24 protein-coding genes are annotated in these 21,061 nt (G+C 69.6%); 10 read left to right on the top strand and 14 right to left on the bottom strand.

The genetic code is table 11. From position 1 onward, the window contains the following. Nucleotides 1–80: 80 nt before the first annotated feature. Complete coding sequence (gene uvrB / locus ACH34Q_RS03715; RefSeq protein ID WP_395981285.1) at nucleotides 81–2,198, top strand: excinuclease ABC subunit UvrB; 2,118 nt, start codon at nucleotides 81–83, stop codon at nucleotides 2,196–2,198. Between the two features lie 172 nt (nucleotides 2,199–2,370). Next, entirely contained in the window at nucleotides 2,371–3,087 is a 717-nt protein-coding gene (locus tag ACH34Q_RS03710) for a hypothetical protein (protein ID WP_395981284.1), read from the top strand. A gap of 236 nt (nucleotides 3,088–3,323) precedes the next feature. Here the strand turns inward: ACH34Q_RS03710 and ACH34Q_RS03705 are convergent, their stop codons facing one another. After that, complete coding sequence (locus ACH34Q_RS03705; protein ID WP_395981283.1) at nucleotides 3,324–3,875, bottom strand: hypothetical protein; 552 nt, start codon at nucleotides 3,873–3,875, stop codon at nucleotides 3,324–3,326. A gap of 305 nt (nucleotides 3,876–4,180) precedes the next feature. On the opposite strand from ACH34Q_RS03705, the gene ACH34Q_RS03700 reads away from it, so the two are divergent. After that, a complete protein-coding gene (locus tag ACH34Q_RS03700; protein WP_395981282.1) occupies nucleotides 4,181–4,675 on the top strand; it encodes a hypothetical protein in 495 nt (164 codons plus the stop codon). 200 nt (nucleotides 4,676–4,875) lie between these two features. Further along, complete coding sequence (locus ACH34Q_RS03695; RefSeq protein ID WP_395981281.1) at nucleotides 4,876–5,640, top strand: DedA family protein; 765 nt, start codon at nucleotides 4,876–4,878, stop codon at nucleotides 5,638–5,640. Here the strand turns inward: ACH34Q_RS03695 and ACH34Q_RS03690 are convergent. Together ACH34Q_RS03690 and ACH34Q_RS03685 are read right to left on the bottom strand one after the other, a co-directional pair. After that, nucleotides 5,627–5,821, bottom strand: a complete 195-nt coding sequence (locus tag ACH34Q_RS03690) for a DUF397 domain-containing protein (protein WP_395981280.1) — start codon at nucleotides 5,819–5,821, stop codon at nucleotides 5,627–5,629. The genes ACH34Q_RS03695 and ACH34Q_RS03690 overlap by 14 nt on opposite strands. After that, entirely contained in the window at nucleotides 5,818–6,672 is an 855-nt protein-coding gene (locus tag ACH34Q_RS03685) for a helix-turn-helix domain-containing protein (RefSeq protein WP_395981279.1), read from the bottom strand. Before ACH34Q_RS03685 ends, ACH34Q_RS03690 begins: the two co-directional genes overlap by 4 nt. Before the next feature lie 155 nt (nucleotides 6,673–6,827). On the opposite strand from ACH34Q_RS03685, the gene ACH34Q_RS03680 reads away from it, so the two are divergent. The 4 genes from ACH34Q_RS03680 to ACH34Q_RS03665 all read left to right on the top strand — a co-directional run bounded on the left by ACH34Q_RS03680 (nucleotide 6,828) and on the right by ACH34Q_RS03665 (nucleotide 8,712). Next, nucleotides 6,828–7,085, top strand: coding sequence for a hypothetical protein (locus tag ACH34Q_RS03680; RefSeq protein WP_395981278.1), 258 nt, complete (start codon nucleotides 6,828–6,830; stop codon nucleotides 7,083–7,085). After that, complete coding sequence (locus ACH34Q_RS03675; RefSeq protein ID WP_395981277.1) at nucleotides 7,082–7,477, top strand: ATP-binding protein; 396 nt, start codon at nucleotides 7,082–7,084, stop codon at nucleotides 7,475–7,477. The genes ACH34Q_RS03680 and ACH34Q_RS03675 overlap by 4 nt, the downstream gene beginning before the upstream one ends. Nucleotides 7,478–7,858: 381 nt before the next feature. Next, nucleotides 7,859–8,173, top strand: coding sequence for a hypothetical protein (locus tag ACH34Q_RS03670; protein ID WP_395981276.1), 315 nt, complete (start codon nucleotides 7,859–7,861; stop codon nucleotides 8,171–8,173). A gap of 41 nt (nucleotides 8,174–8,214) precedes the next feature. Continuing rightward, a complete protein-coding gene (locus ACH34Q_RS03665; protein WP_395981275.1) occupies nucleotides 8,215–8,712 on the top strand; it encodes a GNAT family N-acetyltransferase in 498 nt (165 codons plus the stop codon). Here the strand turns inward: ACH34Q_RS03665 and ACH34Q_RS03660 are convergent. Continuing rightward, entirely contained in the window at nucleotides 8,690–9,268 is a 579-nt protein-coding gene (locus ACH34Q_RS03660) for a DUF4126 domain-containing protein (protein WP_395981274.1), read from the bottom strand. The two genes, ACH34Q_RS03665 and ACH34Q_RS03660, sit on opposite strands and share 23 nt — an antisense overlap. Before the next feature lie 174 nt (nucleotides 9,269–9,442). Between ACH34Q_RS03660 and ACH34Q_RS03655 the strand changes: the two genes are divergently transcribed. Further along, nucleotides 9,443–10,462 carry an SGNH/GDSL hydrolase family protein gene (locus tag ACH34Q_RS03655; protein WP_395981273.1) on the top strand — a complete coding sequence of 340 codons (1,020 nt, stop codon included), beginning with the start codon at nucleotides 9,443–9,445 and terminating at the stop codon, nucleotides 10,460–10,462. A 41-nt stretch (nucleotides 10,463–10,503) separates the two neighbouring features. On the opposite strand, the gene ACH34Q_RS03650 is transcribed toward ACH34Q_RS03655, so the two are convergent. The 3 genes from ACH34Q_RS03650 to ACH34Q_RS03640 form a co-directional block, all read right to left on the bottom strand. Next, on the bottom strand, nucleotides 10,504–11,661 hold the full coding sequence (locus tag ACH34Q_RS03650; RefSeq protein WP_395981272.1) for an NAD(P)H-dependent flavin oxidoreductase: 1,158 nt from the start codon (nucleotides 11,659–11,661) through the stop codon (nucleotides 10,504–10,506). Nucleotides 11,662–11,754: 93 nt separating this feature from the next. After that, the gene (locus ACH34Q_RS03645) at nucleotides 11,755–12,237 is read right to left on the bottom strand and encodes a Zn-ribbon domain-containing OB-fold protein (RefSeq protein ID WP_395981271.1); all 483 of its coding nucleotides are present in this window, start codon (nucleotides 12,235–12,237) and stop codon (nucleotides 11,755–11,757) included. A 2-nt stretch (nucleotides 12,238–12,239) separates the two neighbouring features. After that, complete coding sequence (locus ACH34Q_RS03640) at nucleotides 12,240–13,418, bottom strand: thiolase family protein (protein ID WP_395981270.1); 1,179 nt, start codon at nucleotides 13,416–13,418, stop codon at nucleotides 12,240–12,242. A gap of 154 nt (nucleotides 13,419–13,572) precedes the next feature. Here ACH34Q_RS03640 and ACH34Q_RS03635 point away from each other — a divergent pair, with 154 nt between their 5' ends. Beyond that, nucleotides 13,573–14,937 carry an MFS transporter gene (locus ACH34Q_RS03635; protein ID WP_395981269.1) on the top strand — a complete coding sequence of 455 codons (1,365 nt, stop codon included), beginning with the start codon at nucleotides 13,573–13,575 and terminating at the stop codon, nucleotides 14,935–14,937. Between the two features lie 53 nt (nucleotides 14,938–14,990). Here the strand turns inward: ACH34Q_RS03635 and ehuA are convergent, their stop codons facing one another. From ehuA to ectB, 7 genes are all read right to left on the bottom strand, one after another. Then, nucleotides 14,991–15,944 carry an ectoine/hydroxyectoine ABC transporter ATP-binding protein EhuA gene (gene ehuA / locus ACH34Q_RS03630; RefSeq protein ID WP_395981268.1) on the bottom strand — a complete coding sequence of 318 codons (954 nt, stop codon included), beginning with the start codon at nucleotides 15,942–15,944 and terminating at the stop codon, nucleotides 14,991–14,993. Further along, nucleotides 15,931–16,584 carry an ectoine/hydroxyectoine ABC transporter permease subunit EhuD gene (gene ehuD / locus ACH34Q_RS03625; protein ID WP_395981267.1) on the bottom strand — a complete coding sequence of 218 codons (654 nt, stop codon included), beginning with the start codon at nucleotides 16,582–16,584 and terminating at the stop codon, nucleotides 15,931–15,933. The genes ehuA and ehuD overlap by 14 nt, the downstream gene beginning before the upstream one ends. Then, nucleotides 16,581–17,297: an ectoine/hydroxyectoine ABC transporter permease subunit EhuC gene (gene ehuC, locus ACH34Q_RS03620; protein WP_395981266.1), complete on the bottom strand. Its 717-nt coding sequence runs from the start codon at nucleotides 17,295–17,297 to the stop codon at nucleotides 16,581–16,583. Before ehuC ends, ehuD begins: the two co-directional genes overlap by 4 nt. 3 nt (nucleotides 17,298–17,300) lie before the next feature. Further along, nucleotides 17,301–18,194, bottom strand: coding sequence for an ectoine/hydroxyectoine ABC transporter substrate-binding protein EhuB (gene ehuB, locus ACH34Q_RS03615; protein WP_395981265.1), 894 nt, complete (start codon nucleotides 18,192–18,194; stop codon nucleotides 17,301–17,303). Between the two features lie 142 nt (nucleotides 18,195–18,336). Further along, nucleotides 18,337–19,245, bottom strand: coding sequence for an ectoine hydroxylase (gene thpD, locus ACH34Q_RS03610; RefSeq protein WP_395981264.1), 909 nt, complete (start codon nucleotides 19,243–19,245; stop codon nucleotides 18,337–18,339). After that, on the bottom strand, nucleotides 19,242–19,637 hold the full coding sequence (locus tag ACH34Q_RS03605; RefSeq protein WP_395981263.1) for an ectoine synthase: 396 nt from the start codon (nucleotides 19,635–19,637) through the stop codon (nucleotides 19,242–19,244). The genes thpD and ACH34Q_RS03605 overlap by 4 nt, the downstream gene beginning before the upstream one ends. Before the next feature lie 95 nt (nucleotides 19,638–19,732). Beyond that, nucleotides 19,733–20,995: a diaminobutyrate--2-oxoglutarate transaminase gene (ectB, locus tag ACH34Q_RS03600; RefSeq protein WP_395981262.1), complete on the bottom strand. Its 1,263-nt coding sequence runs from the start codon at nucleotides 20,993–20,995 to the stop codon at nucleotides 19,733–19,735. Nucleotides 20,996–21,061 lie beyond the last annotated feature (66 nt).

Here is a 21,061-nt window from a genome sequence, read left to right as displayed (position 1 = left end):
GTTGGGGAAGCGGGTCGTTCAGGCCGGGTCGTTCAAGGGCGGGTCGTTCAGGGGCCGGGTCATTTTGAGGAGAGGCGAGGATGCGGCCGATCACGGATTTGCAGCGCACGGTGGCACCGATCGAGGTCGTCACGGAGATGACGCCCTCCGGTGACCAGCCGACGGCCATCGCCGAGCTGGCCGAGCGGGTCGGCCGGGGCGAGCGCGACTCGGTCCTGCTGGGCGCCACCGGCACCGGCAAGACGGCCACGATCGCCTGGCTGGTGGAGAAGCTGCAGCGCCCCGTCCTGGTGATGCAGCCCAACAAGACGCTGGCCGCCCAGTTCGCCAACGAGCTGCGCGAGATGATGCCGCACAACGCCGTCGAGTACTTCGTCTCGTACTACGACTACTACCAGCCCGAGGCGTACATCCCGCAGACCGACACCTACATCGAGAAGGACTCCTCGATCAACGACGAGGTCGACCGGCTGCGGCACTCGGCGACCAACTCGCTGCTCACCCGCCGCGACACCGTCGTGGTCGCCTCCGTCTCCTGCATCTACGGCCTGGGCACCCCGCAGGAGTACGTCGACCGCATGCTCCGGCTCCGGGTCGGCCAGCGGGTCGACCGCGACGACCTGCTCCGGCAGCTGGTCGGCAACCAGTACAGCCGCAACGACCTGGCGTTCAGCCGCGGCACGTTCCGGGTCCGCGGCGACACCATCGAGATCATCCCGCAGTACGAGGAACTCGCCGTCCGGATCGAGATGTTCGGCGACGAGATCGAGAAGCTGGCCACCCTGCACCCGCTGACCGGCGAGGTCCTCAGCGAGGACGAGGAGCTGTACGTCTTCCCCGCCTCCCACTACGTCGCCGGCCCCGAGCGGATGGAGCGCGCGATCGGCGCCATCGAGTCCGAGCTGGAGGAGACCCTCGCCCGGATGGAGACCCAGGGCAAGCTCCTGGAGGCGCAGCGGCTGCGGATGCGGACCACCTACGACATCGAGATGATGCGCCAGGTCGGCACCTGCTCCGGCATCGAGAACTACTCCCGCCACATCGACGGCCGCGGCGCCGGCACCGCGCCCAACACCCTGCTCGACTACTTCCCCGAGGACTTCCTGCTGGTCGTCGACGAGTCGCACCAGACCGTCCCGCAGATCGGCGCGATGTTCGAGGGCGACGCCTCCCGCAAGCGGATGCTCGTCGACCACGGCTTCCGGCTCCCTTCGGCGATGGACAACCGCCCGCTGAAGTGGGAGGAGTTCCTGGAGCGCATCGGGCAGACCGTCTACCTGTCGGCGACCCCCGGCTCGTACGAGATGAACCGCGTCGGCGGCGACGTCGTCGAGCAGGTCATCCGCCCCACCGGCCTGATCGACCCGGAGATCGTGGTCAAGTCCACCAAGGGCCAGATCGACGACCTCATCCACGAGATCCGGCTGCGCACCGAGCGCGACGAGCGGGTCCTGGTCACCACCCTGACCAAGAAGATGTCCGAGGACCTCACCGACTACCTGCTCGAGCTCGGCATCAACGTCCGCTACCTGCACAGCGAGGTCGACACCCTGCGCCGGATCGAGCTGCTCCGCGAGCTGCGCGCCGGCGAGTACGACGTCCTGGTCGGCATCAACCTGCTGCGCGAGGGCCTCGACCTGCCCGAGGTCTCCCTGGTCGCCATCCTGGACGCCGACAAGGAGGGCTTCCTGCGCTCGGAGACCTCCCTGATCCAGACCATCGGCCGCGCTGCCCGCAACGTCTCCGGCCAGGTCCACATGTACGCCGACAAGGTCACCCCCTCGATGGAGCGGGCGATCGACGAGACCAACCGCCGCCGCGCCAAGCAGGTCGCCTACAACGAGGAACACGGCATCGAGCCCACGGCGCTCCGCAAGAAGATCGCCGACATCCTCGACTCCCTCGTCCGCGAGGAGGCCGACACCGAGACCCTGCTGGGCGGCGCCGGCCGCCAGCAGAGCCGCGGCAAGGCCCCCGTCCCCGGCCTGGCCTCCCGTACCCGCGAGGTCGGCCGGCACGCCGCCGACCTGGTCGGCGAACGCCCCCGCGAGGAGCTGGAGGGCCTCATCGAGCAGATGACCGCCCAGATGCACCAGGCCGCCACCGACCTGCAGTTCGAACTCGCCGCGCGCCTCCGCGACGAGATCAAGGAACTCAAGCGCGAGCTCCGCGAAATGAAGGAGGCCGGGGTCAGGTAGCCCGCCGCTACCGGAGCCGGGCAAGGCCACCGAAGCGATGACGATCGCCCGAAGCGGCGACCGCTCGCGCACGTCGCCGGCAGAGGGATGAACGCCGCCGCCCCCGCTTCCCAGCTGCCGCTTGGCGCCCAAGGCGGTGATGGCGGAGGCACGTGCCTGCCAGGATTAGGGCATGACGTCCGGAAAGTCGTCCTCTCTGCATCCCCTGGCCAACACCTGGTCGGCGGTCCTCTGGCTGCTGATCAGTGCTGCGCTGGTGGTCGGCGCCGTGCTGCTCCTGGTCTTCAGCCTGCCGGGGAAGGCGGACGAGAAGGAGGCGTTCAAGACCGCGGAACCTTGCGCGTCCGCCCCGCAAGCGCCCGCCGATTGCCTGTGGACCCAGGAGTTCACGGTCTCGGAGATCCAGTTGTACGAGGGACGGGGCAGCGACATCACGGCGACCCTCACCCCTGACGAGGGAACCGGGTGGCAGACGGAGTACCGCAACGACGAGCCGGTTCTGGAGAACCTGCGTGACGGGGACCGGGTGACGGGCACCATCTGGCGTGGCCAGATAGTGAAGATCGCCGCGAAGGACGCCGAGCAGTTCACCGTGGACAGCCCCACCGATCTCGCGGAGGCCGTACTGGGGACCGTGCTCGTCATGGGACCGCCCGGGCTGCTTCTGATGGTGCTCTGCGGATGGCGGCTGCGGCGGCGATCGGAGCCGGGACCGAGCAGTGGGATGGGATGGGGAGTCGGACTCGTCGTCGGCCTGGCCATGGCCGGCCTCGTCGCCGGAATGGTGGTCACGGCCCGCCAAGATCCCCTCTGGGCCATCCCGGCGATCTGGCTCCCCCTGGCCGCCCTGATGAGCTGGGGCACGGTCCACATCGCCCGAATGCCGTGACCCGAGTCGCCGTGACCCCGAGTCGCTGTGACCCCCAATCGTCGTGACCGCGACCAGCCGTGACCGCGACCAGCCGTGACCGCGACCAGCCGTGACCGCGATCGGCCGTGACCGCGATCGGCTCGGCAGTGCCGCCCCCGCCGTGCCTGGCCAAACGGTGCCCGCGCCGTATCGCACCCGGCCCGTGGGTGACTCGGCCGGTCAACGGCCCGACGGCAAGCTCTTCTGGACGTGCTTCAGGCCGGCGCCGGTTGCAGCAGAGGCTCCAGGTCGGCAGCGCCGTTCCAGCCTGCGCCCATGCCCGTCGCGTCCACCAGATCGCGGAGGACGGCCGCGTGTTCCCTGAACACGGCCCGGCATTGCGCCCACTCCGGGCGGTCCTTCTCAGACGAGCCACCCAGCACACGCAGATCGTTCTCGTCGTGGACCGGTTCGCACAGGCCGGCCACCACGATCAGCCATTCCACCAGCCCGTACCGGACGGCCGGGGCGAGATCGTCGGCGACCCGGATCAGGAAGGGCAGGGCGAACGGCGTCGCCCTGCCGACGTGGAAGAGCCCGTCCATCAGCGTCGAGGTCAGTACGCCGAGGGCCGCCTCGCCGACGGACTCGTCCAGTAGCCCGCCCAGCAACGCCGGCATCGCCGCCGTGCAGCTCAGCTCGTCCCAGGAGACCTCGGCGGCGCCCCGCAGCGCCGGGTGATCACATCCGGCCGTCGCGACAGTGGGATTCTCCGTGAGGAAGGAGGCGACGATGTCCTCCTTGGCGGCACGATCTAACCTGCACATCCGCCCACTCCCCGTCCGCGAACCGCCGCTCGCCTGGAGCAGAGCCTAACCTGACCGGCGATCATGACCTCTCCAGAAGACCGGCCTCCGTGGCCGGGATGGTTGTGAGCTGGCGGGCCCGACCCGAGCCCCCGATGCAGTCGGCCGGCTTGCAGCCCGCACCAGGGAGACCGAACCCCAGCCCTGACCCCGAACGGACTGCCCTCGAACGGGCTGCCCCTGAACGCCGTGAATAGGGGCGTTCCCCTGAACTTGATCTTGTAGATGCGGTTGTCTGAGGCCCATTGATGATCAAGGGGGAGCGGATGGCGGAGCCCGAAGGCAATCCTCGAACGCGGCTGTGGGGGCGGCCCGCCGTCGGCTGGCGGCTCGCGGCACTCGCGCTGGCCATGTACCCGCAGACCCAGCGCATCTCGATGCCATTCCCTCCTCCCGACAGGGCTCAAGGCGTCCTGGGGACCGGTCTCGGCCGCGGTGACGCGTTTCTCTCGGACCGGCGGCCGGGTGAGGGCGGGATCTCCGAGGTGGCCGGGGACTGGATCGACTATCTCTCCAACTCGGGCGTGCTCGCACTGGCGCTCGCGGCCGCCCTCATGCTCCCCGGCGTGCTCGGCCGGCGAACCACGCTCGCCGCACTCTGGGGCCTGGTCCTGTGTGCGGGGATCGCCGCCCTCGCTGCCGCCGGGTCAGGAAACAGCCACATGACGACCTCCTGTCTCTTCTACATGCTGGCTGCCATCCCTCTCGTAGTCGGAGGCACCCGCGCGGCCCAGGTCCGGGAGAACGACACCGCGTCCTGAGTGTTCGCCAACACCCACCGTTCCGTGCCCTCGGTTGACTCGTGGCGTGTTCGCCCGTTCGGAACCCTTCGTAGGCGAACACGCCACGAGTCAACAGGGAACGGGCTGGCGCCTCGACCGGCCCGCGTGACCGTGCGCGGAGTTTTCGATCTTGGAAGTAGAGTGGGGCATGGGCGAGCGATATGTCGCGGGGGTGGCATTTGGAATGGTTTGTTGACTACGTCCGGACTCTTGGGGATCTTCCGCTCGTTCCCCTCCTGCTCGTCGGCTGGGCGCTGGCGTTCGCGGAGTCCGGACTCGGCGTAGGGTCGATCGTTCCCGGTGAGACGGCCGTGATCCTGCTGGGAACCGCGGCGGCGACCCCCGCCCGTTTCGTGCTGATGATGCTGGCCGTCGGGCTCGGGGTAACGGCCGGCGACCATGTGGGCTACTTTCTCGGGCGCCGGTACGGGGAGCGCATGGGGCGTACGAGAGTCGTCCGCAAACTGGGGACGCGGCACTGGGACCGGGCCACCGACGCGCTACGGCATCACGGCGCCGCCGCCGTCTTCCTCACGCGCCTCGTCCCGGTCGTGCGTACGCTCGCCCCGGCAGCCGCCGGCGCGTCCGGGCTCCGCTACGCGCGCTTCCTGCCCGCCTCGCTCGCCGGGTCGCTGCTGTGGGCGGGCGTGTACGTGGGCATCGGAGCGTTCGCCGGGGCATCGGCGTCGCGTCTCGAAGACCTGGCGGGCCGGCTAGGCCTGATCCTCCTCGGCGGCTTGGCAGTCCTGGTGATCGCGTGGACCGTGCTGCGAAGGCGCCGCGCACCCAAGGGCGAACCGAACGTCCCACCCGGCCGCTCACAGGACGAGCCTGAACTCCCCAGCCCCAGCGGAGCCGTCAGCGAAGAGGCGCCCAAGCCGGAGAGCCCACAGGGCGACGGTTCATCGGACCTCCAGCCGAATCCTCGGTTCAGTTCGCCTTGATGTGGCTGAGGAGTGAGTGCCACGTGCCGGGGGTGAGGGTGAGAGCAGGGCCATCAGGGTTCTTGGAGTCCCGTACGAAGACCGTCTCGTCCTGTGCTGCGGCTTCGACGCATTCGCCTGACTGGCTGCCGCTGTGGCTGCTCTTACGCCAGCGGATGTTCGACATCGTTGGCTGGTTCATAGCTCTGAGGCTATTCCCTGGATCAGTGCCCGGGAACGGGTTTCGTCAAGCGCCGTATTCACGACGTGGGTGAACTTTTCGTGATACGAGGCGACGTCTGATTTTTCCTCCAGGATCCAGCGGCCGGTCAGGTGATCCATCAGGACCACGCTGAGGATGGCCGGTCGGCTGATGCTGATGATCTGGAAGGAACCGATGTAACTGGGGTCGATCTCGCATGCGAACGGCAACACGTGCACCTTGATGTTGTCGCGATCGGCTTCTTCGACGATCTTGCCGAGTTGGGCACGCATCACCTGCCGACCGCCTCTTATCCGCCGCAGCGCGGCTTCGTCGATGGTTACCTTGAGGCGGAGCAGGTGTCCACTCTTCAGGGCCTGTTGCCGCGCCATTCGGTAGGCGACCAGACGGTCTGTTCTGGCGAGCTGATCCCCGATCAACCCGGCGCGGATGACTGAGCGCGCGTAGTCCTCGGTTTGTAGAAGGCCAGGGATGAGCGAGGTCTCGGACAGGTCGATGGTGCTGGCCGAGCTTTCGAGTGAGGCGTGATCGAGTGCCGCGGGGGAGACCGTGTGCTTGAAGTCTTCCCACCAGCCGGATTGCTGTTGCTGCTCCGCCAGAGTCATCAGGGCGTGGTGGACGTCGGGGCCCACGCCGTACACGTCGAGGATGTGCTTGAGGTCGCGCAGCCGAAGTTGCTGTGTTCCTTTCTCGATCAGGCTCAGGGACGAGTCCGAGCGTTCGATCAGTCGGCCCGCGTACTTGAGGGTGTGGCCCGCGTCCTCGCGGATCTGCCGCAGGGTGCGGCCGATTTTGCGGAGGCGGGCGGTCGAGGGGGGTGGTTCCGCCATGTGATCAGAGTGTCACGGTATGCAGTCGATCGGTAGCGGAGCGGAGTAACTCTGGATATCCAATGACTGGATGTCACCGGTACGGCCGAATGTGTTGAGCCGAACGCGGAGCGCGATGAATCTGGGCGCGTGATGGTCCGAAGGAAGGGGATCTGATGGCGCCGAGTGAGATGCGGTACGCGCTCCTGGCTGGGCTGGCATGGCGGTTGTGGACGGTGTCCCTGGGATGCCGGCTGGAGTTCCCGCAAGGGACGGAGCCAGTGCTGTTCGTACGCTGCGGGGACCGGCGATGGGAGCCCGTGCTCGCCGTCGAGCGGGACCGGGCGTGGCTGTTGCTGTGGCGGCAGGTGGAACTGAACGCGGCCCGGCTGGACGAGGCCGCCCTCCGGATCGCGGGGACGGCCGGGGCATGAGCGGGACGCGGGCCGTCGTCGCCGCGCTCACCCTGCCTGGAACGGAACGATCGGCCGTCCGAGTGCGGGCGTTCGTACGGGACGTGCTCGGCGCGGGCCATCCCGCACTCGACGATGTGCGGGCGTGTGTGAACGAGGCGTTCACCAACGGTGTCGAGCACACCTCGTCCGAGCGCATCAGCGTGGTGTTCGTCGAAGTGGGTGACGAGACGCTCGTCGAGGTGGCCGATGACGGTGCCGCCGGTTCCCGCCCTCGCCTGTGCGAGGAATCGCTGGGTGAGGGTGGGCGTGGCATGAGGATCATCGACGCGCTGGCCAGGGAATGGGGCGTGCGCTCCGAGGAGGGACGCGCGATCGTGTGGATGCGGTTCGACAGGCGATCCGGCAAGTGACAGTTCCCGGCGGCATTGATGAGCTGGGCGCGGTACCCATCGTCCGAATGCCGTGACCCCGAAACCTGTGAGCCCGAATGCCGTGCCCCCGAATACCGCGAGCCCGAATAACGCCAATAGGGGCGTTCTCCTGATTTTGGTCGTGCTGATGCGGTTGTCTGAGGCCCATCGATGATCAAGGGGGAGTTGATGGCGGAGACCGAAGGCAAGCCTCGGACGCGGCTGTGGGAGCGGCCCGCCGTCGGCTGGCGGCTGGCCGCGCTGGCGCTGGCGGTGGCTCCGCAGGTTCTGCTCAGTTCGTTACCGCCTCCTAAGGGTCGGCTCCAAATCATGCTTGCGCCGACTTATTTGGGGTCGCGCGATTCGACGCCCATGGTGCGAATGCCCGAGGCGAGCGAGGCCGGGCCGGCGGAGGTGCTTGCGGACTGCCTTGGCTACCTCTCCCGTTCAGGCCTCGTCGTACTGGCCCTCGCCGCCGTGCTCATGCTGACCGGTATCGCAGGGCGGCGCGGCGCGTTCGGTGCCTTGTGGGCGCTGGTCCTGGGCGCGGCGCTGGCCGCGTTCGCCGCGACGGCGGATGGGGAGGGGCGCCTGTCGGCCTACTGCTACTTCTACGCGCTGGCGGCCATGGCGCTCGCGGCCGGCGGGATGCGTGCGGCGCTGACCCGTACGGGACCCGAACAGAGCCCCGGATAAAGGGATCGATGGGGCGGGCCGGCCGGACGTACGATCGCGGAATGAGCCTTGAAGTCCGTACGGCCCGCCCGGTGGATCTCGCGTCCCTGGTGGCGATCGAGGAGTCGGCGGACGGGATGTTCGCGCCGCTGGGCATCGTGTTCCCGGCCGGCCCGACCGTGATCGAGGTCGTGATCGACCAGGGCGGCGACATCCTGGTCGCGGGGGAGCCGCCGGTGGGGTTCGCGGCCGTGGAACCACTGGACGGGGCCGTTCATCTGGAGCAGATCGCCGTGCATGTCGATCAGGTACGGCAGGGGATCGGCGGCCGGCTGCTCACGAAGGTGCTGGAACGGGCGGCGGCCGCCGGGGCGCCGGGGGTGTCGCTGCTGACGTTCCAGGACGTGCCGTGGAACGCGCCCTGGTACCTCAAGCACGGCTTCGAGGTGCTGCCCGAGGAACGTTGGGGGCCGGGTCTGCGGGGTTACTGGGAGGCCGAGATCAAGGCGGGGCTGCATGATCTGGGGCCGCGGGTCGTCATGTGGGCGCCGCTGGGTTGACGCGCCGGCGGCGCCTGCGCAGCCGCAGGAGGCGGTACGCCACGTACCCGAGCATGATCAGTCCGAGCAGGGCGATCACCGGGGCCAGTACGGCCAGCAGGCTCATGCCGAGCGAGAAGGTGTCCTCGGCGGTGCTGATCACGGGGGCGCCGGTGCCGAGGGTGCCGGCGTTGACCACGGGCCGTACGGCCGCCTTGGTGAGATGGACCGCGAGGGCGACGGCGATGCCCAGGGTCCAGCCGATCCAGGGGTTCTCCCGGTCGAGCTGGGACGCGGATTCGGTGGCGGCGAAGACGGCGCCGCCGGACGCGGGGCGGATCGCGGTCTGCACCAGGTCGTTGACGCTGTCGACGACCGGGACCTTGTCCAGGACGATCTCGGCGGCCAGCAGCAGGGTGAGCCCGGCCAGCACCCAGCCGTTGCTCAGCCAGCCGAACTCGGCGGGCAGCCGTACGGCGTCGGTGTGGCGGTCGAGCAGGCCGATCACCAAAACCGGGATGTAGGCGTTCAGGCCCGCCGCGGCCGACAGGCCGAGACCGGTCAGTACCGCGAGCATGGTCCTCCCGGCCGTAGCGTGGTCCCTGCCAGGATCCAGGATCGGCGCCCGGCCCGCTGCCGATTCTTATTAATCTACAATGTAAAGGCGGGAACCTGGTGGGCCGGATGGACGTCTGGACCCCATAGAGGCCCGACCCCATGAAGCATCGGGACGGAGCGAGGGAGGGGATGGATGCGCATCGGTGAACGCGGCCGGGCCGTAGCGATCCTGGTCGGGTTGCTGGCCCTCGCGATCGCTCCGCTGGTGGCGCTGCCCGCCGTACGGTGCGAGATCTTCGGGACCGGATGCGCCGAGCCGGTGAAGGCCGCGCACGCCGATCCCGCCCGGTCGCCCCAGCGGCAGCCGCTCAGCCCGGTCGAGGCCGCGGCCCAGGGGACGTACGTGGCGCTCGGCGACTCCTACTCGTCGGGCCTCGGTGCGGAGGCGACCGTGGCCGACCAGAACCCGCTGGCCCGCTGCCAGCGCACCTCCAAGGCCTACTACCACCAGGTCGCCAAGGCGTTCCCGTTCAAGTCCAGCGCGTTCTGGGCGTGCTCGGGCGCCACCACGCGCACGCTGCTGAGCGGGAAGTCCGGGGAGCCGTCCCAGCTGACCCGGATCGACGCGAACACCAGCCTGATCACGATGAGCGTGGGCGGCAACGACGTGGGGTTCTCCAAGATCCTGGCCGGCTGCGTGCTCAAGCTGCCGTGGAGCCGGTCCTGTTCCGAGCAGGGCCCGGACGTCGCCGCGCGGATGGCCGAGCTGCGCCGGACGCTGCCCGACCTCTACGGCAAGGTCACCGCCAAGGCCCCGAAGGCGCGCGTGATCGTGATGGGCTACCCGCGGGCGTTCTCGGAGATCGACGGCGCGGGCGGCGACAACATCAGCGTGGCCGACCAGCAGTGGCTGAACGCCCGGCACCGCGAGCTGAACGAGGTGATCCGGCAGACCGTGGCCGAGGCCGACCGGCGCGTCGCGGCGACCGGCGGAGCGGGCAGCCTGGAATTCGTTGACGCCTACAGCACGTTCGCCGGGCACGAGGTGGGCAGCCCCGACCCGTACATGAACGGGTTGGCGGTCAGCGTCTCCGCGCTCGCGGCCGAGGCCCGCAGCTTCCACCCGACGGTCAAGGGCCACGAGACGCTCGCCCGGCTCTTCACCGATCAGATCAAGAAGGGCCCCGGCCGGCCGCTCAATCAGTTCCGGTAACGCTGTCGGTTCCGGTGACGGCGGTATCGGCGACCGCGGTATCAGGTGACGCTGTCGGCACCGGTGATGGTGTTGAGGCGGTCCAGTGCCTCGGCGAACTCCTCGATCATGTCGTACACGACCTGGCGGGCGGGCTTGACGGTGTTCATCTGGCCGACGCACTGGCCGACGAAGTAGTTGGCCAGCTGCCGCGCGCCCGGATTGCCGGATTGGGCGATCTTGTCGATCTGGGCCATCGCGCCCTGGGCGACGATCATCTGCAGCGGCATGCCGAGCGCGCCGGGGCTGTCGGGGCCGTCCCACTCGTCGGTCCAGGCGGAGCGGAGCTGGCGGGCGGGCTTGCCGGTACGGGACCGCGACCGGACGGTGTCGCGGGACGTCGCGGCGAGCATCTTCTCCTTGACCGCGGCGGAGGTCTCGGCCTCCTCGGTGGTGAGCCAGACCGAGCCGCACCAGACGCCGGCGGCGCCGAGCGCGAGGGCGGCGGCCATCTGGCGGCCGGTGGCGATGCCGCCCGCGGCCAGTACCGGGATCGGGGCGACGGTGTCGACGACCTCGGGGACCAGGACCATCGTGGAGATCTCGCCGGTGTGGCCGCCGGCCTCGCCGCCCTGGGCGACGATCAGGTCGACGCCCGCGGCGACCTGGCGGCGGGCGTGCTCGGAGGTACCGACCAGGGCGGCGACCGGGACGCCGGCGGACTTGGCCGACTCGACCATCAGCGGCGGCGGCGTGCCGAGCGCGCTGGCGATCAGCCGGATCGGGTGCGACAGCGACACCTCGATCAGCTCGGTGGCGCCCTCCTTGGTGACCTGGGTACCGCCACGGGAGTTGCTCTTCTTGGCCCGGGTGATGTCGGGCGGCGGTACGTCGTACTTCGCGAACAGCCCGTGCAGGAACTCCCAGTGCTCCTTCGGGACCGCGGCGAGCATGGTGTCGAGGCCGCCCTCGCCGCGGCCGGCCCGCTCGGCCGACTCGTCGATCTTGCCGGGCACCAGGACGTCCACGCCGTACGGGCGGCCCCCGACATGGTCGTCGATCCAGCGCAGCTCCTCCTCGAGCCGCTCGGGGGTGTACGCGACCGCCCCGAGCACGCCCATGCCGCCCGCGTTGGTGACGGCGGCGACCACGTCGCGGCAGTGGCTGAACGCCAGCAGCGGGAACTCGATCCCGAACATGTCGCAGACATCCGTGCGCATCGCTTCACACTCCCTTGAAAGCACCTACGACTTGAAAGCACCTACGACTGCTGAAAGCACGCCCGACCAAAGGGCACCTACGACTTGAAGCACCTACGACTTGGAGGGCATGTGCGACTTGAACAGCATGTACGACTCGCCCTCGGCGGGGTGGACGAAGGTGGCCCGCAGGGGGAGGCCCTCCCGCAGGGCTTCGGGGGCGACGCCGTCCAGCCGCGCGTGCAGCCAGGGGCCCTCGGCCAGCTCGACCAGCGCGAGGTAGGCGGGGGCCTTTCCGGTACGGCTGCGCGTGACCGTCCACGTCACCAGGGTCGCGGTGCCTTCGGCCGGAACCCAGTCGAGGTCCTCCTCGCCGCACTCGGGGCAGGAGGACTGGTCGGGGGCGTACCAGCGGCCGCAGGGCTCGCAGCGCCTGATGACGAGCCGGTCCGCGGCGGTGCCGTCGAAGAACGGGTCGGTACGGCCGTCGCGGCGCAGGATGCCGATCTCCAGGTGCGCGTCCGTGCCGGCGTCCGTGCTCGCGTCGCTGCTCGCGCCTGTTTTCGCGTCCGTGCTCGTGTTCGTGCTCGCGTCCACGTTCAGGCCCCCTTCGCGTGCGGGCTGACGATCATCGTGGAGTGGTGGTCGAGGATGCCGCCGTTGCCGCTGACCAGGATCACGTCGTTGCGGCCGGCCTGGCGTTCGCCGCCGTGGCCGCGGGCCTGGATCACCGCCTCCGACAGCGGCGTCATGCCCCACATGTAGTACGCCGACAGCTGCCCGCCGCCGGTGTTGGTGGGCAGCGCGCCGCCGGGGCCGAGGGCACCGGACGCGGCGAACGCGCCTCCCTCGCCCTTGGCGCAGAAGCCGTAGTCCTCCAGCGTCACCAGCACCGTGTAGGTGTAGCAGTCGTACAGCTGGGCCTGGCTGATGTCGTCGGCCGTCACTCCGGCCATCTTCATCGCCACCGGCCCGGAGGTGAGCGCGCCGGTGGTGAGGCCGAACTCGCTGCCCCGCTCCTTGCGGTGCCCGGGGTGGCCCTGTCCCCAGCCCCACATGTGAACGGGCGGCTGGGCGAGGTCGCGGCCCCGGTCCGCACTGGTGAGGATGACCGCGATGGCGCCGTTGGAGACCAGGCAGCAGTCGAGCAGGTGCAGCGGCTCGGCGACCCAGCGGGACGCCTGGTGGTCGGCGAGCGTGATCGGCTCGCGCAGCTGCGCCCGCGGGTTGCGGGTCGCCCAGTCGCGGGTGCTGACGGCGATGGCGCCGAGCTGCTCGCCGGTCGTCCCGTACCGCGTCATGTGCCGCTGCGCCGCGAGCGCGTAGAACGCGTTGACGCTGCGCAGCCCGAGGGCCGCGGTCATCCCGCCGAACCCGTACCACTCGGGGGCGTCGCGATGGTACGCCGAGCCCGAGGACTGCTTGGGCTTGAGCGGGGCGTCGGAGAACACGCACGCCACGGTGGTGGCCGCGCCGCTGAGGATCGACATCGCCGCGTACGAGACCATCGCGCCCGCGGTGGCGCCGAAGGAGTTCATCTGGCTCAGCAGGCGCAGGTCGCGCAGGCCGAGGGTGTCGGCCAGCTCGATGCCGGGGGAGCCGCCGAGGCCATGGCTCACCAGCAGCCCGTCAAGGTCGTCGAGCGCGAGCCCGGCGTCGGCGACCGCCAGCCGTACCGCGTCCGCCGCGAACCGGCGCGGGCTGCGCCCGTACACCTTGCCCAGCTCGGTCATGCCGAGTCCCACGATGGCCGTGCCCATGGCCGTACTTGCGGTCACGCGTGATCGTCCCTTCGCCGGCGGTTCCGGCCCCCACCGTACCGAATCCGATTCTGCTTCATAAGGCGCGTGCCGGACGGGCGGCTGCCGGGCCGGACTCAGGAGTCAACGCGAGCATTGGACATGACACCCGAGGTGCGGTACCAACGATCAGGTGACCTGCCGCGAAATTCCCTTCGATACGGACCGGACCGGCCGTGCCGGGACCACCGGGCTGGCCGGACGCGACTTCCTGCTCCTGCTGGCGGCGTCGCTCGGGATGTTCTCCAATCACGCCGTCCTGTTGTCGCTGGTGCCGCTCTGGTCGGTCGAGGGCGGGGCCGGGAACGGCGGCGCGGGCGCCACCACCGGGACGGTCATGGCCGTCACCGTGTTCGTCCAGCTCTGGATGTCCCGGCTGACCCGGCGGTTCGGGGCACGGGTCCTGCTGGTGGCCGGGGCGCTGCTGCTGGGCGTGCCCACCTTCGGGTACGCGGCGTCGGCCGCGCTGCCGTGGGTGCTGGCCGTCTCGGCCGTCCGCGGCGCCGGGTTCGGCATCGTCACCGTCGCGGGCGCGGCGCTGGTGGCCGCGCTGATCGCCCCGGACCGCCGCGGGCGTGCCCTGGGCCTGTACGGCCTGGCCGTGGGACTGCCCCAGGTACTGATGCTGCCCGCGGGCCTGTGGGCGGCCGAGCGGTACGGCTTCGTCCCGGTCTTCGTCGCGGCCGGGCTCGCCAGCGTCCTGGCCGCCCCGCTGGTCCTGGGCATGTCCCGCAGCCCTGCCCTCGCCCCGTCCCGGAGTTCCGCCGCACCGCGTGAGCGTGTGCCCGCCCGTACCGCGGTGCGGGTCCTGCGCCGTGCCGTGCCCCGCGCTGTGGGCCGGTCAGGAGGACCCTGGACGGCGCTGTTCGCCTCGGCGTGCGCGCTGGGAGGCGTCGCCTCGTTCCTGCCTCTCGCCCTGAAGGACTCCAGTGCCGCGGCGGTCGCGCTGTTCGCGCTGTCGGCGGCGATCATCGCCGGTCGCTGGGGCGCCGGGGTCTGGAGCGACCGCTTCGGGGCCGGCCGGATGGCCGCGCCGGGCCTGGCGGTGGCGGCGCTCGGGATGGCGGGACTGGCCGTCGCCGCCACGATGGCGGACGAGCCGGGGGCTGGGGCCACGGCCGTGGCCGTCATCGCCGCCACGGCCTACGGGCTCGGCTTCGGCCTGGTCCAGAACGACACGCTGGTGGTGATGTTCCACCGCTCGGGCCCGGACGGGCACGGTACGGCCAGCGCCGCCTGGAACATCGCCTTCGACGCGGGCACCGGCGCCGGCGCGGTGATGATCGGGCTGGTCTCCGGCCTGCTGGGGATCTCCGGCTCGTTCGCCGTGGCCGCCGCCGGGATCGCCGTGGCCCTCCCGATCGCCTGGCTGGACGCCCGCGCCCACAGCACCGGCCAGGACGGGCGCACTGGACGGGACAGCGACACCGGAGGGGACAGCGACACCGGAGGGGACGGGCACACCGGACGGGACAGGGACTCGGCCCGTCCGATGTGAACCGCCCGCGTCCCCGGGGCGACGGGGACGCGGGCGGCCGGCGACGGGAGGCGCTAGGAGGCCAGCACCGCCTGCAGGAAGTCCCGCGTGCGCTGCTCGGACGGCTCACCGAAGATCTGGTCCGGCGGGCCCTCCTCGACGATCTGACCCTGGTCGAACATCAGGACCCGGTCGGAGATGTCCTTGGCGAAGTGCATCTCGTGGGTCACGCACAGGATCGTCAGATCGGCCTGCCGGGCGATGTCGCGCAGCAGGTCCTGGACGCCGACGACCAGTTCGGGGTCCAGCGCCGAGGTGACCTCGTCCAGCAGCAGGACCTCGGGCTCCATCGCCAGCGCCCGGGCGATGGCCACGCGCTGCTGCTGCCCGCCCGACAGCTGCGTGGGATGCGCGTCGGCCTTGTCGCTCAGGCCGACCATGTCCAGCAGCTCCCGGGCCTTGTCGGCGGCCTCGTCCTTGGACCTGCCCAGCACGTGTACGGGCCCCTCGGTGAGGTTGCGCAGCACGTTCATGTTGGGGAACAGGTTGAACTGCTGGAACACCATGCCGATCTTCTTGCGCATCTCGTGCAGGTGCTTCTCGTTGGCCGGGACGAGCTTCCCGCCGCGCTCCATGTGCGACAGCGGACGCTCGCCCACCCGGATCACCCCGCTGTTGAGCTTCTCCAGGGTCATCAGCAGCCGCAGGATCGTGGTCTTGCCCGACCCGCTGGGCCCGATCAGCGTCACCCGCTCGCCCGGCGCGACGGTGAAGTCCAGCTCCCGCAGGACGACGTTGCTCCCGAACCGCTTCACGACCTTCTCGAAGCTGATCCCGGGCGCGCCGCTGCCGTCCTGCTTCTTGAGCGGCAGCGCGGAGGTCTCGATCTTCGGTCCTCCGGGCCCCTTGGACACCGCCTGCCCTTTCGATACGGGCGGCTGCTCCGATCCCTGGGACGACCCCTTGGACAGCGGAACCTCGGGCGAGTCCTCGGCCGAGTCTTCGGGCTTGGCGTTAGTAGGTGGCATAGCGCCTCTCCAGGCGACGGACGAGAATCGAGGACACGACGCTGACGATGACGAACAGCAGTCCCACGACCGTGATCGGCTCCAGGAACTTCAGTGTCTGCGCGCCGATCTGGTACGCGGCGCCCAGCATCTCCGCGACGTTGATCGCCAGCAGCAGCGGCGAATCCTTGAACATGGCGATGAGGTAGTTGCCGAGCGTCGGCACGACCTTGCGGATGGCCTGCGGCAGGATCACGCCCTGCCACGTCCGGCGCTTGGGCAGGTTGAGGGCGATGGTCGCCTCCCACTGCCCGCGCGGGACGTCGGCGATGCCGGCCCGGTAGACCTCCGCGGTGTAGGCCGAGTAGTGCAGCCCCAGCCCGATGATCCCCGCGGTGAGCGGGCCGAGCGTGAGGCCGAAGGACGGAAGCACGTAGAAGATGAAGAACAGCTGCACCAGCAGCGGCGTGCTGCGGATGAACTCCACCGCCCAGCGCGTGGTCTGGCTGACCACGGTGATGGGGGAGCGGCGCAGCAACGTCCACACCAGGCCGAGCACCAGCGCCAGCAGGTAGCCGAGCACCGTTGCCACGATGGTCACGCGCAACCCGTTGAGCAGATCCGGAAGGATCTCCCCGGTGTAGCTCCAGTCCCAGGTCATGACACCATCCCCGCGCCGGGCGCACTAGCCGCCACCGAGGAAAGGCTCTGCTCCCTGGTGGGCCCGCGGCCGAGCATCCGGTCCACCCGCCGCTCGGCGTACCGGACGAGCAACTGCAGCAGCTGGGCGATCACGAAGTAGATCACCAGGATCGCCACGTAGGTCCACAGCGTCTCGCCGGTGGAGGACTGGATCTGCTTGGCCCGGAACGTCAGGTCGCCGATCGTGATCAGCGAGACGATCGCGCTGCCCTTCATCAGCTCGATGAGCAGGTTGCCGAACGGCGGCAGCATCAGCGCCACGGCCTGGGGCAGCAGCACCCGCCGCATCCGCTGCGCCGGCGAGAAGTTCAGCGCGACGGTGGCCTCGTACTGGGCCTTGGGCACCGCGTTGATCGAACCGCGGACCACCTCGGCACCGTACGCGCCCACGTTGAGGCCGAGCGCGAGCACCGCGGCCGCCATCGGCGTGAAGCGGAGCCCGATCAGCGGCAGCGCGTAGAAGAACCAGTACATCAGGACCAGCGTGGCGGTGCCGCGGAAGAACTCCACGTACACGCGGTTGAGGACGCGCACGGCCCGGCTTCGCGAGGTGCCGGCCAGGCCGAACAGCAGCGCGAGCACCAGGGCCAGCGCGCTCCCGTACACCGTGAGCTGAACGGTGATCCACGCGCCCCGGAGCAGCAGCTGGTAACTGTCGAGGACGTCTCCCACGGGTCAGACCGCGCAGAACTTGGCCGCCGTGTCGCCGGCACCCGGCAGCTCTGCCTGGCTGAAGCCGAACGGCTGGATGATCGGGAGCAGCTTGTTCTGCTGCTTGAACTCGGCGAGCTTGTCGTTGAACGCCTTGAGCAGGTCGGCGTCGGCCTTGCGGAACGCGAAGCCGCCGGCACCGAACTGCTCCTTGCCGTCGATCACCGGCACGAACGCCTCGGTGACCTCGTACGGCTCGCCCTGGTGCTTGGACAGCAGGTCCACCAGCGAGATGCGGGTGAGCGCGATCGCGTCGATCCGCTTGGACTTGAGCGCCTCGTACGCGGCGGGCTGGTCGGCGAGGGTCTTGATCTGGTCCTTGGGCACGCCGAGCTTCTCGGCGTAGCCGCCCTCGACCGCGCCGGTGAGCACGCCGATGTTGGCCTCGGCCTTGGTGGCGTCCTCGAACTTGAGGATCTTCTTCGGGTTGCCCTTGGGCACCATGAACGCGGTCTTGGCGACGTAGTCGGGGTCGGAGAAGGCGACCTCGGCGCAGCGCTCCTTGTTGATGAACATGCCGGCCGCGATCACGTCGAACCGCTTGGCCTTGAGTCCGCCGATCAGCCCGCCGAAGTCGACCTGGACGCCCTCGACGTTGGCGATCCCGAGCTCCTTGAAGATCGCTCGCGCGAGCTCCGGGGCCTCGCCGGTCAGCTTGCCGGACTTGTCGGTGAAGCCGTAGGGGGCCTCGTTGGCGAAGCCGATCCGGATCTTGCCGTCCTGCTTGGCCTTGGCCAGGGTGCCGCCGCCCTGCCGCTCGGCCTCGGGGTCCGTGGTCGAGCAGCCGGCCGCGGCCAGCGGGACCGCCCCGGCGAGCAGGGTGGCGGTGCGCAGGAAGTCGCGTCTCGAGGAAGTCATCTTTGATCTCCTGTGTGATGCCCGCGACCGCCGGGGGCCTGGATGGCCCCCGGCGGTCGCGCGCCAATGGATCAGGGATGCGGGGAATCGGGGTGCGGGATCGGCGGACGGATGGAATCGGTTAGGACGGCAGGGTAGACGCCTAGGCGCCCACGGGGGTGAAATCGCGAGCACCGATGAACGTCGGTCTCGGGGCGGCGGCCGAGAAAGGTTCGGTGCAGGCGTTGTCGACGCTGTTGAAGACGATGAAGATGTTCGAGCGCGGGAACGGCGTGATGTTGCCGTTCGAGCCGTGCATGCAGTTGCAGTCGAACATCGTGGCGGAGCCGGCGGGCCCGGTGAACAGTTCGATCCCGTGCTTGTCGGCCAGGATCGAGAGGCTGTTGGGATCGGGCGTGCCGATCTGCTGCCGCTTGAGCGAGTCCTTGTAGTGGTCGTCGGGCGTCTCGCCGACGGCCGACACGAACGTCTTGTGGGATCCCGGCATGATCATGAGGGCGCCGTTGTGCACGAAGTTCTCGGTGAGCGCGATGGAGATGCTCACCGCGCGCATCCGCGGCATGCCGTCCTCCGCGTGCCAGGTCTCGAAGTCGCTGTGCCAGTAGAAGTCCTTGCCGGTGAATCCTGGCTTGTAATTCACCCGGCTCTGGTGCACGTAAACCTCGGAGCCGAGAATCTGCCGGGCCCGGCCGACCACGCGGGGGTCGCGGACCAGCTCGGCGAACACCTCGCTGATCTTGTGGACCTCGAAGATGGAGCGGACCTCGTCGGACTCGCGCTCGGTGATGGTGCGCTCGTCGCGCCGCACCGCCGGGTCGGCCGACAGCCGGCGCAGCTCGGCGCGGTAGTCCTCGACCTCGTCGGGGCGCAGCAGCTCGTCCACCGAGAGGAACCCGTTGGTCTCGAACGAGTGGAGCGTGGCGGCGTCGACCGGGCCGTCCTCCGGGGCGCCGTACACGACCGGGTCCTGGCGGTAGAGCAGGGCCGGCTCAGCGCACTTTCGAGTGGGATAGGAGTCGTCGATGGTCGGATGGCTCTCGATGATGCTCATGCGTCCTCCTCGGTGAGCAGCGGGTAGACACCGTTCTCGTCATGCACCTCCTGGCCGGTGACGGGGGGGTTGAAGACGCAGACGGTGCGTACGTCGGTGTGGGCGTTCAGGATGTGGTGCTCATGCTCGTTGAGCAGGTACATGACGCCCGGCTCGATGCGGTGCTTCTCGCCGGTCTCCTCGTTGACGAGTTCGCCTTCGCCCTCGATGCAGTACACGGCCTCGATGTGGTTGGCGTACCACATCTTGGTGCTCGTGCCCGCGTACAGCACGGTGTCGTGCAGCGAGAACCCGACCTTGTCGCCGGCCAGCACGAAGCGGCGGCTGCACCACGTCGGGGCCTGCACATCGCGCTCGGTTCCGACGATGTCCTTGAGAGAACGGACGATCACTTCTGGTGTTTCCTTTCCTCTTTGCCGAGACCTCGTGCCGAGGTCTCCGCGTCGAGCCGGGGTACGGCGGTGTCCGGTGCGCGGCGGAGCCGCGGTCAGACCGCCACCGTCGCGCGCACGGCGCGGACCGACTCGGCGATGATCTCCAGGCCCTGGGACAGTTCGGGCTCGGTCGTGGTGAGCGGCGGCAGCAGCTTGACCACCTCGCCCTCCGGGCCGGAGGTCTCCATCAGCAGCCCGCGGCCGAACGCCTCGGCGCAGACGCGGGGGGCCAGGTCGGCGTCCCGCATGACCAGTCCCCAGGCCATGCCTCGGCCGCGGACGCCCTCGACCGCGCCGGCGTGCTCGAGCGCGATCTCGTTCAGGGCCAGCTCGACCTGCTCGCCCTTGGCGAGGGTCTGCTTCTCCATGCCGTCGCCGGTCCAGTAGTCCTCCAGCGCGGCGGTGGCGGTGACGAAGGCGGGGTTGAAGCCGCGGAACGTGCCGTTGTGCTCGCCGGGCTCCCACACGTCCAACTCGCGCTTCATCAGCGTGATCGCGAACGGCAGGCCGTACCCGCTCAGCGACTTGGACAGGCAGATGATGTCGGGCTTGATCCCGGCCTCTTCGAAGCTGAAGAACGCGCCGGTGCGGCCGCAGCCCATCTGCACGTCGTCGACGATCAGCAGGATGTCGTGCCGCTTGCACAGGTCGGCCAGCCCGCGCATCCACTCGGCGGTGGCCACGTTGATGCCGCCCTCGCCCTGGATGGTCTCGACGATCACCGCGGCGGGCTTGTCGAGGCCGCTGCCGCTGTCGTCCAGCATCGTCTCCAGCAGCAGGAAGTCGGGCGTGCGGCCGTCGAGGTAGTTGTCGTACGGCATCGTCACGCCGTGCCCCAGCGGTACGCCGGCGCCGTCGCGCTTCATCGAGTTGCCGGTGACCGCCAGCGCGCCCAGCGTCATGCCGTGGAACGCGTTGGTGAAACTGATGACGGACTCACGGCCGGTGTATTTGCGGGCCAGTTTGAGCGCCGCCTCGACCGAGTGGTTTCCGGCCGGGCCGGGGAACTGGATTTTGTAGTCCATGCCGCGCGGGGCGAGGACGATCTCGTTGAAGCGCTCCAGGAACTGGCGCTTGGCGACGGTGTACATGTCGAGTCCGTGCACCACCGAGTCGCCCGCGAGGTAGTCCATCAGCCGCTGTTTCAGCTGCGGGTTGTTATGCCCGTAGTTGAGCGTTCCCGCGCCGGCGAAGAAGTCGAGGTAGGTCTTGCCGTTCTCATCGGTCATATGGCTGCCGCGCGCGGTGTCGAACACGGTCGGCCAGCCCCTGCAGTAGCCGCGGACTTCAGATTCGAGGTGAGGGAAAACATCCATTTTCTGCCTCCGGGCAGGTGGGGTGGACGGGACGCTTGAGTCGGGGAGCGGGCACGGGCGTGCGGC

It is taken from the genome of Actinomadura sp. 9N407, from assembly GCF_044326315.1.
GTDB lineage: Bacteria > Actinomycetota > Actinomycetes > Streptosporangiales > Streptosporangiaceae > Spirillospora.
This window is presented reverse-complemented; position numbering and strand designations above follow the sequence as displayed.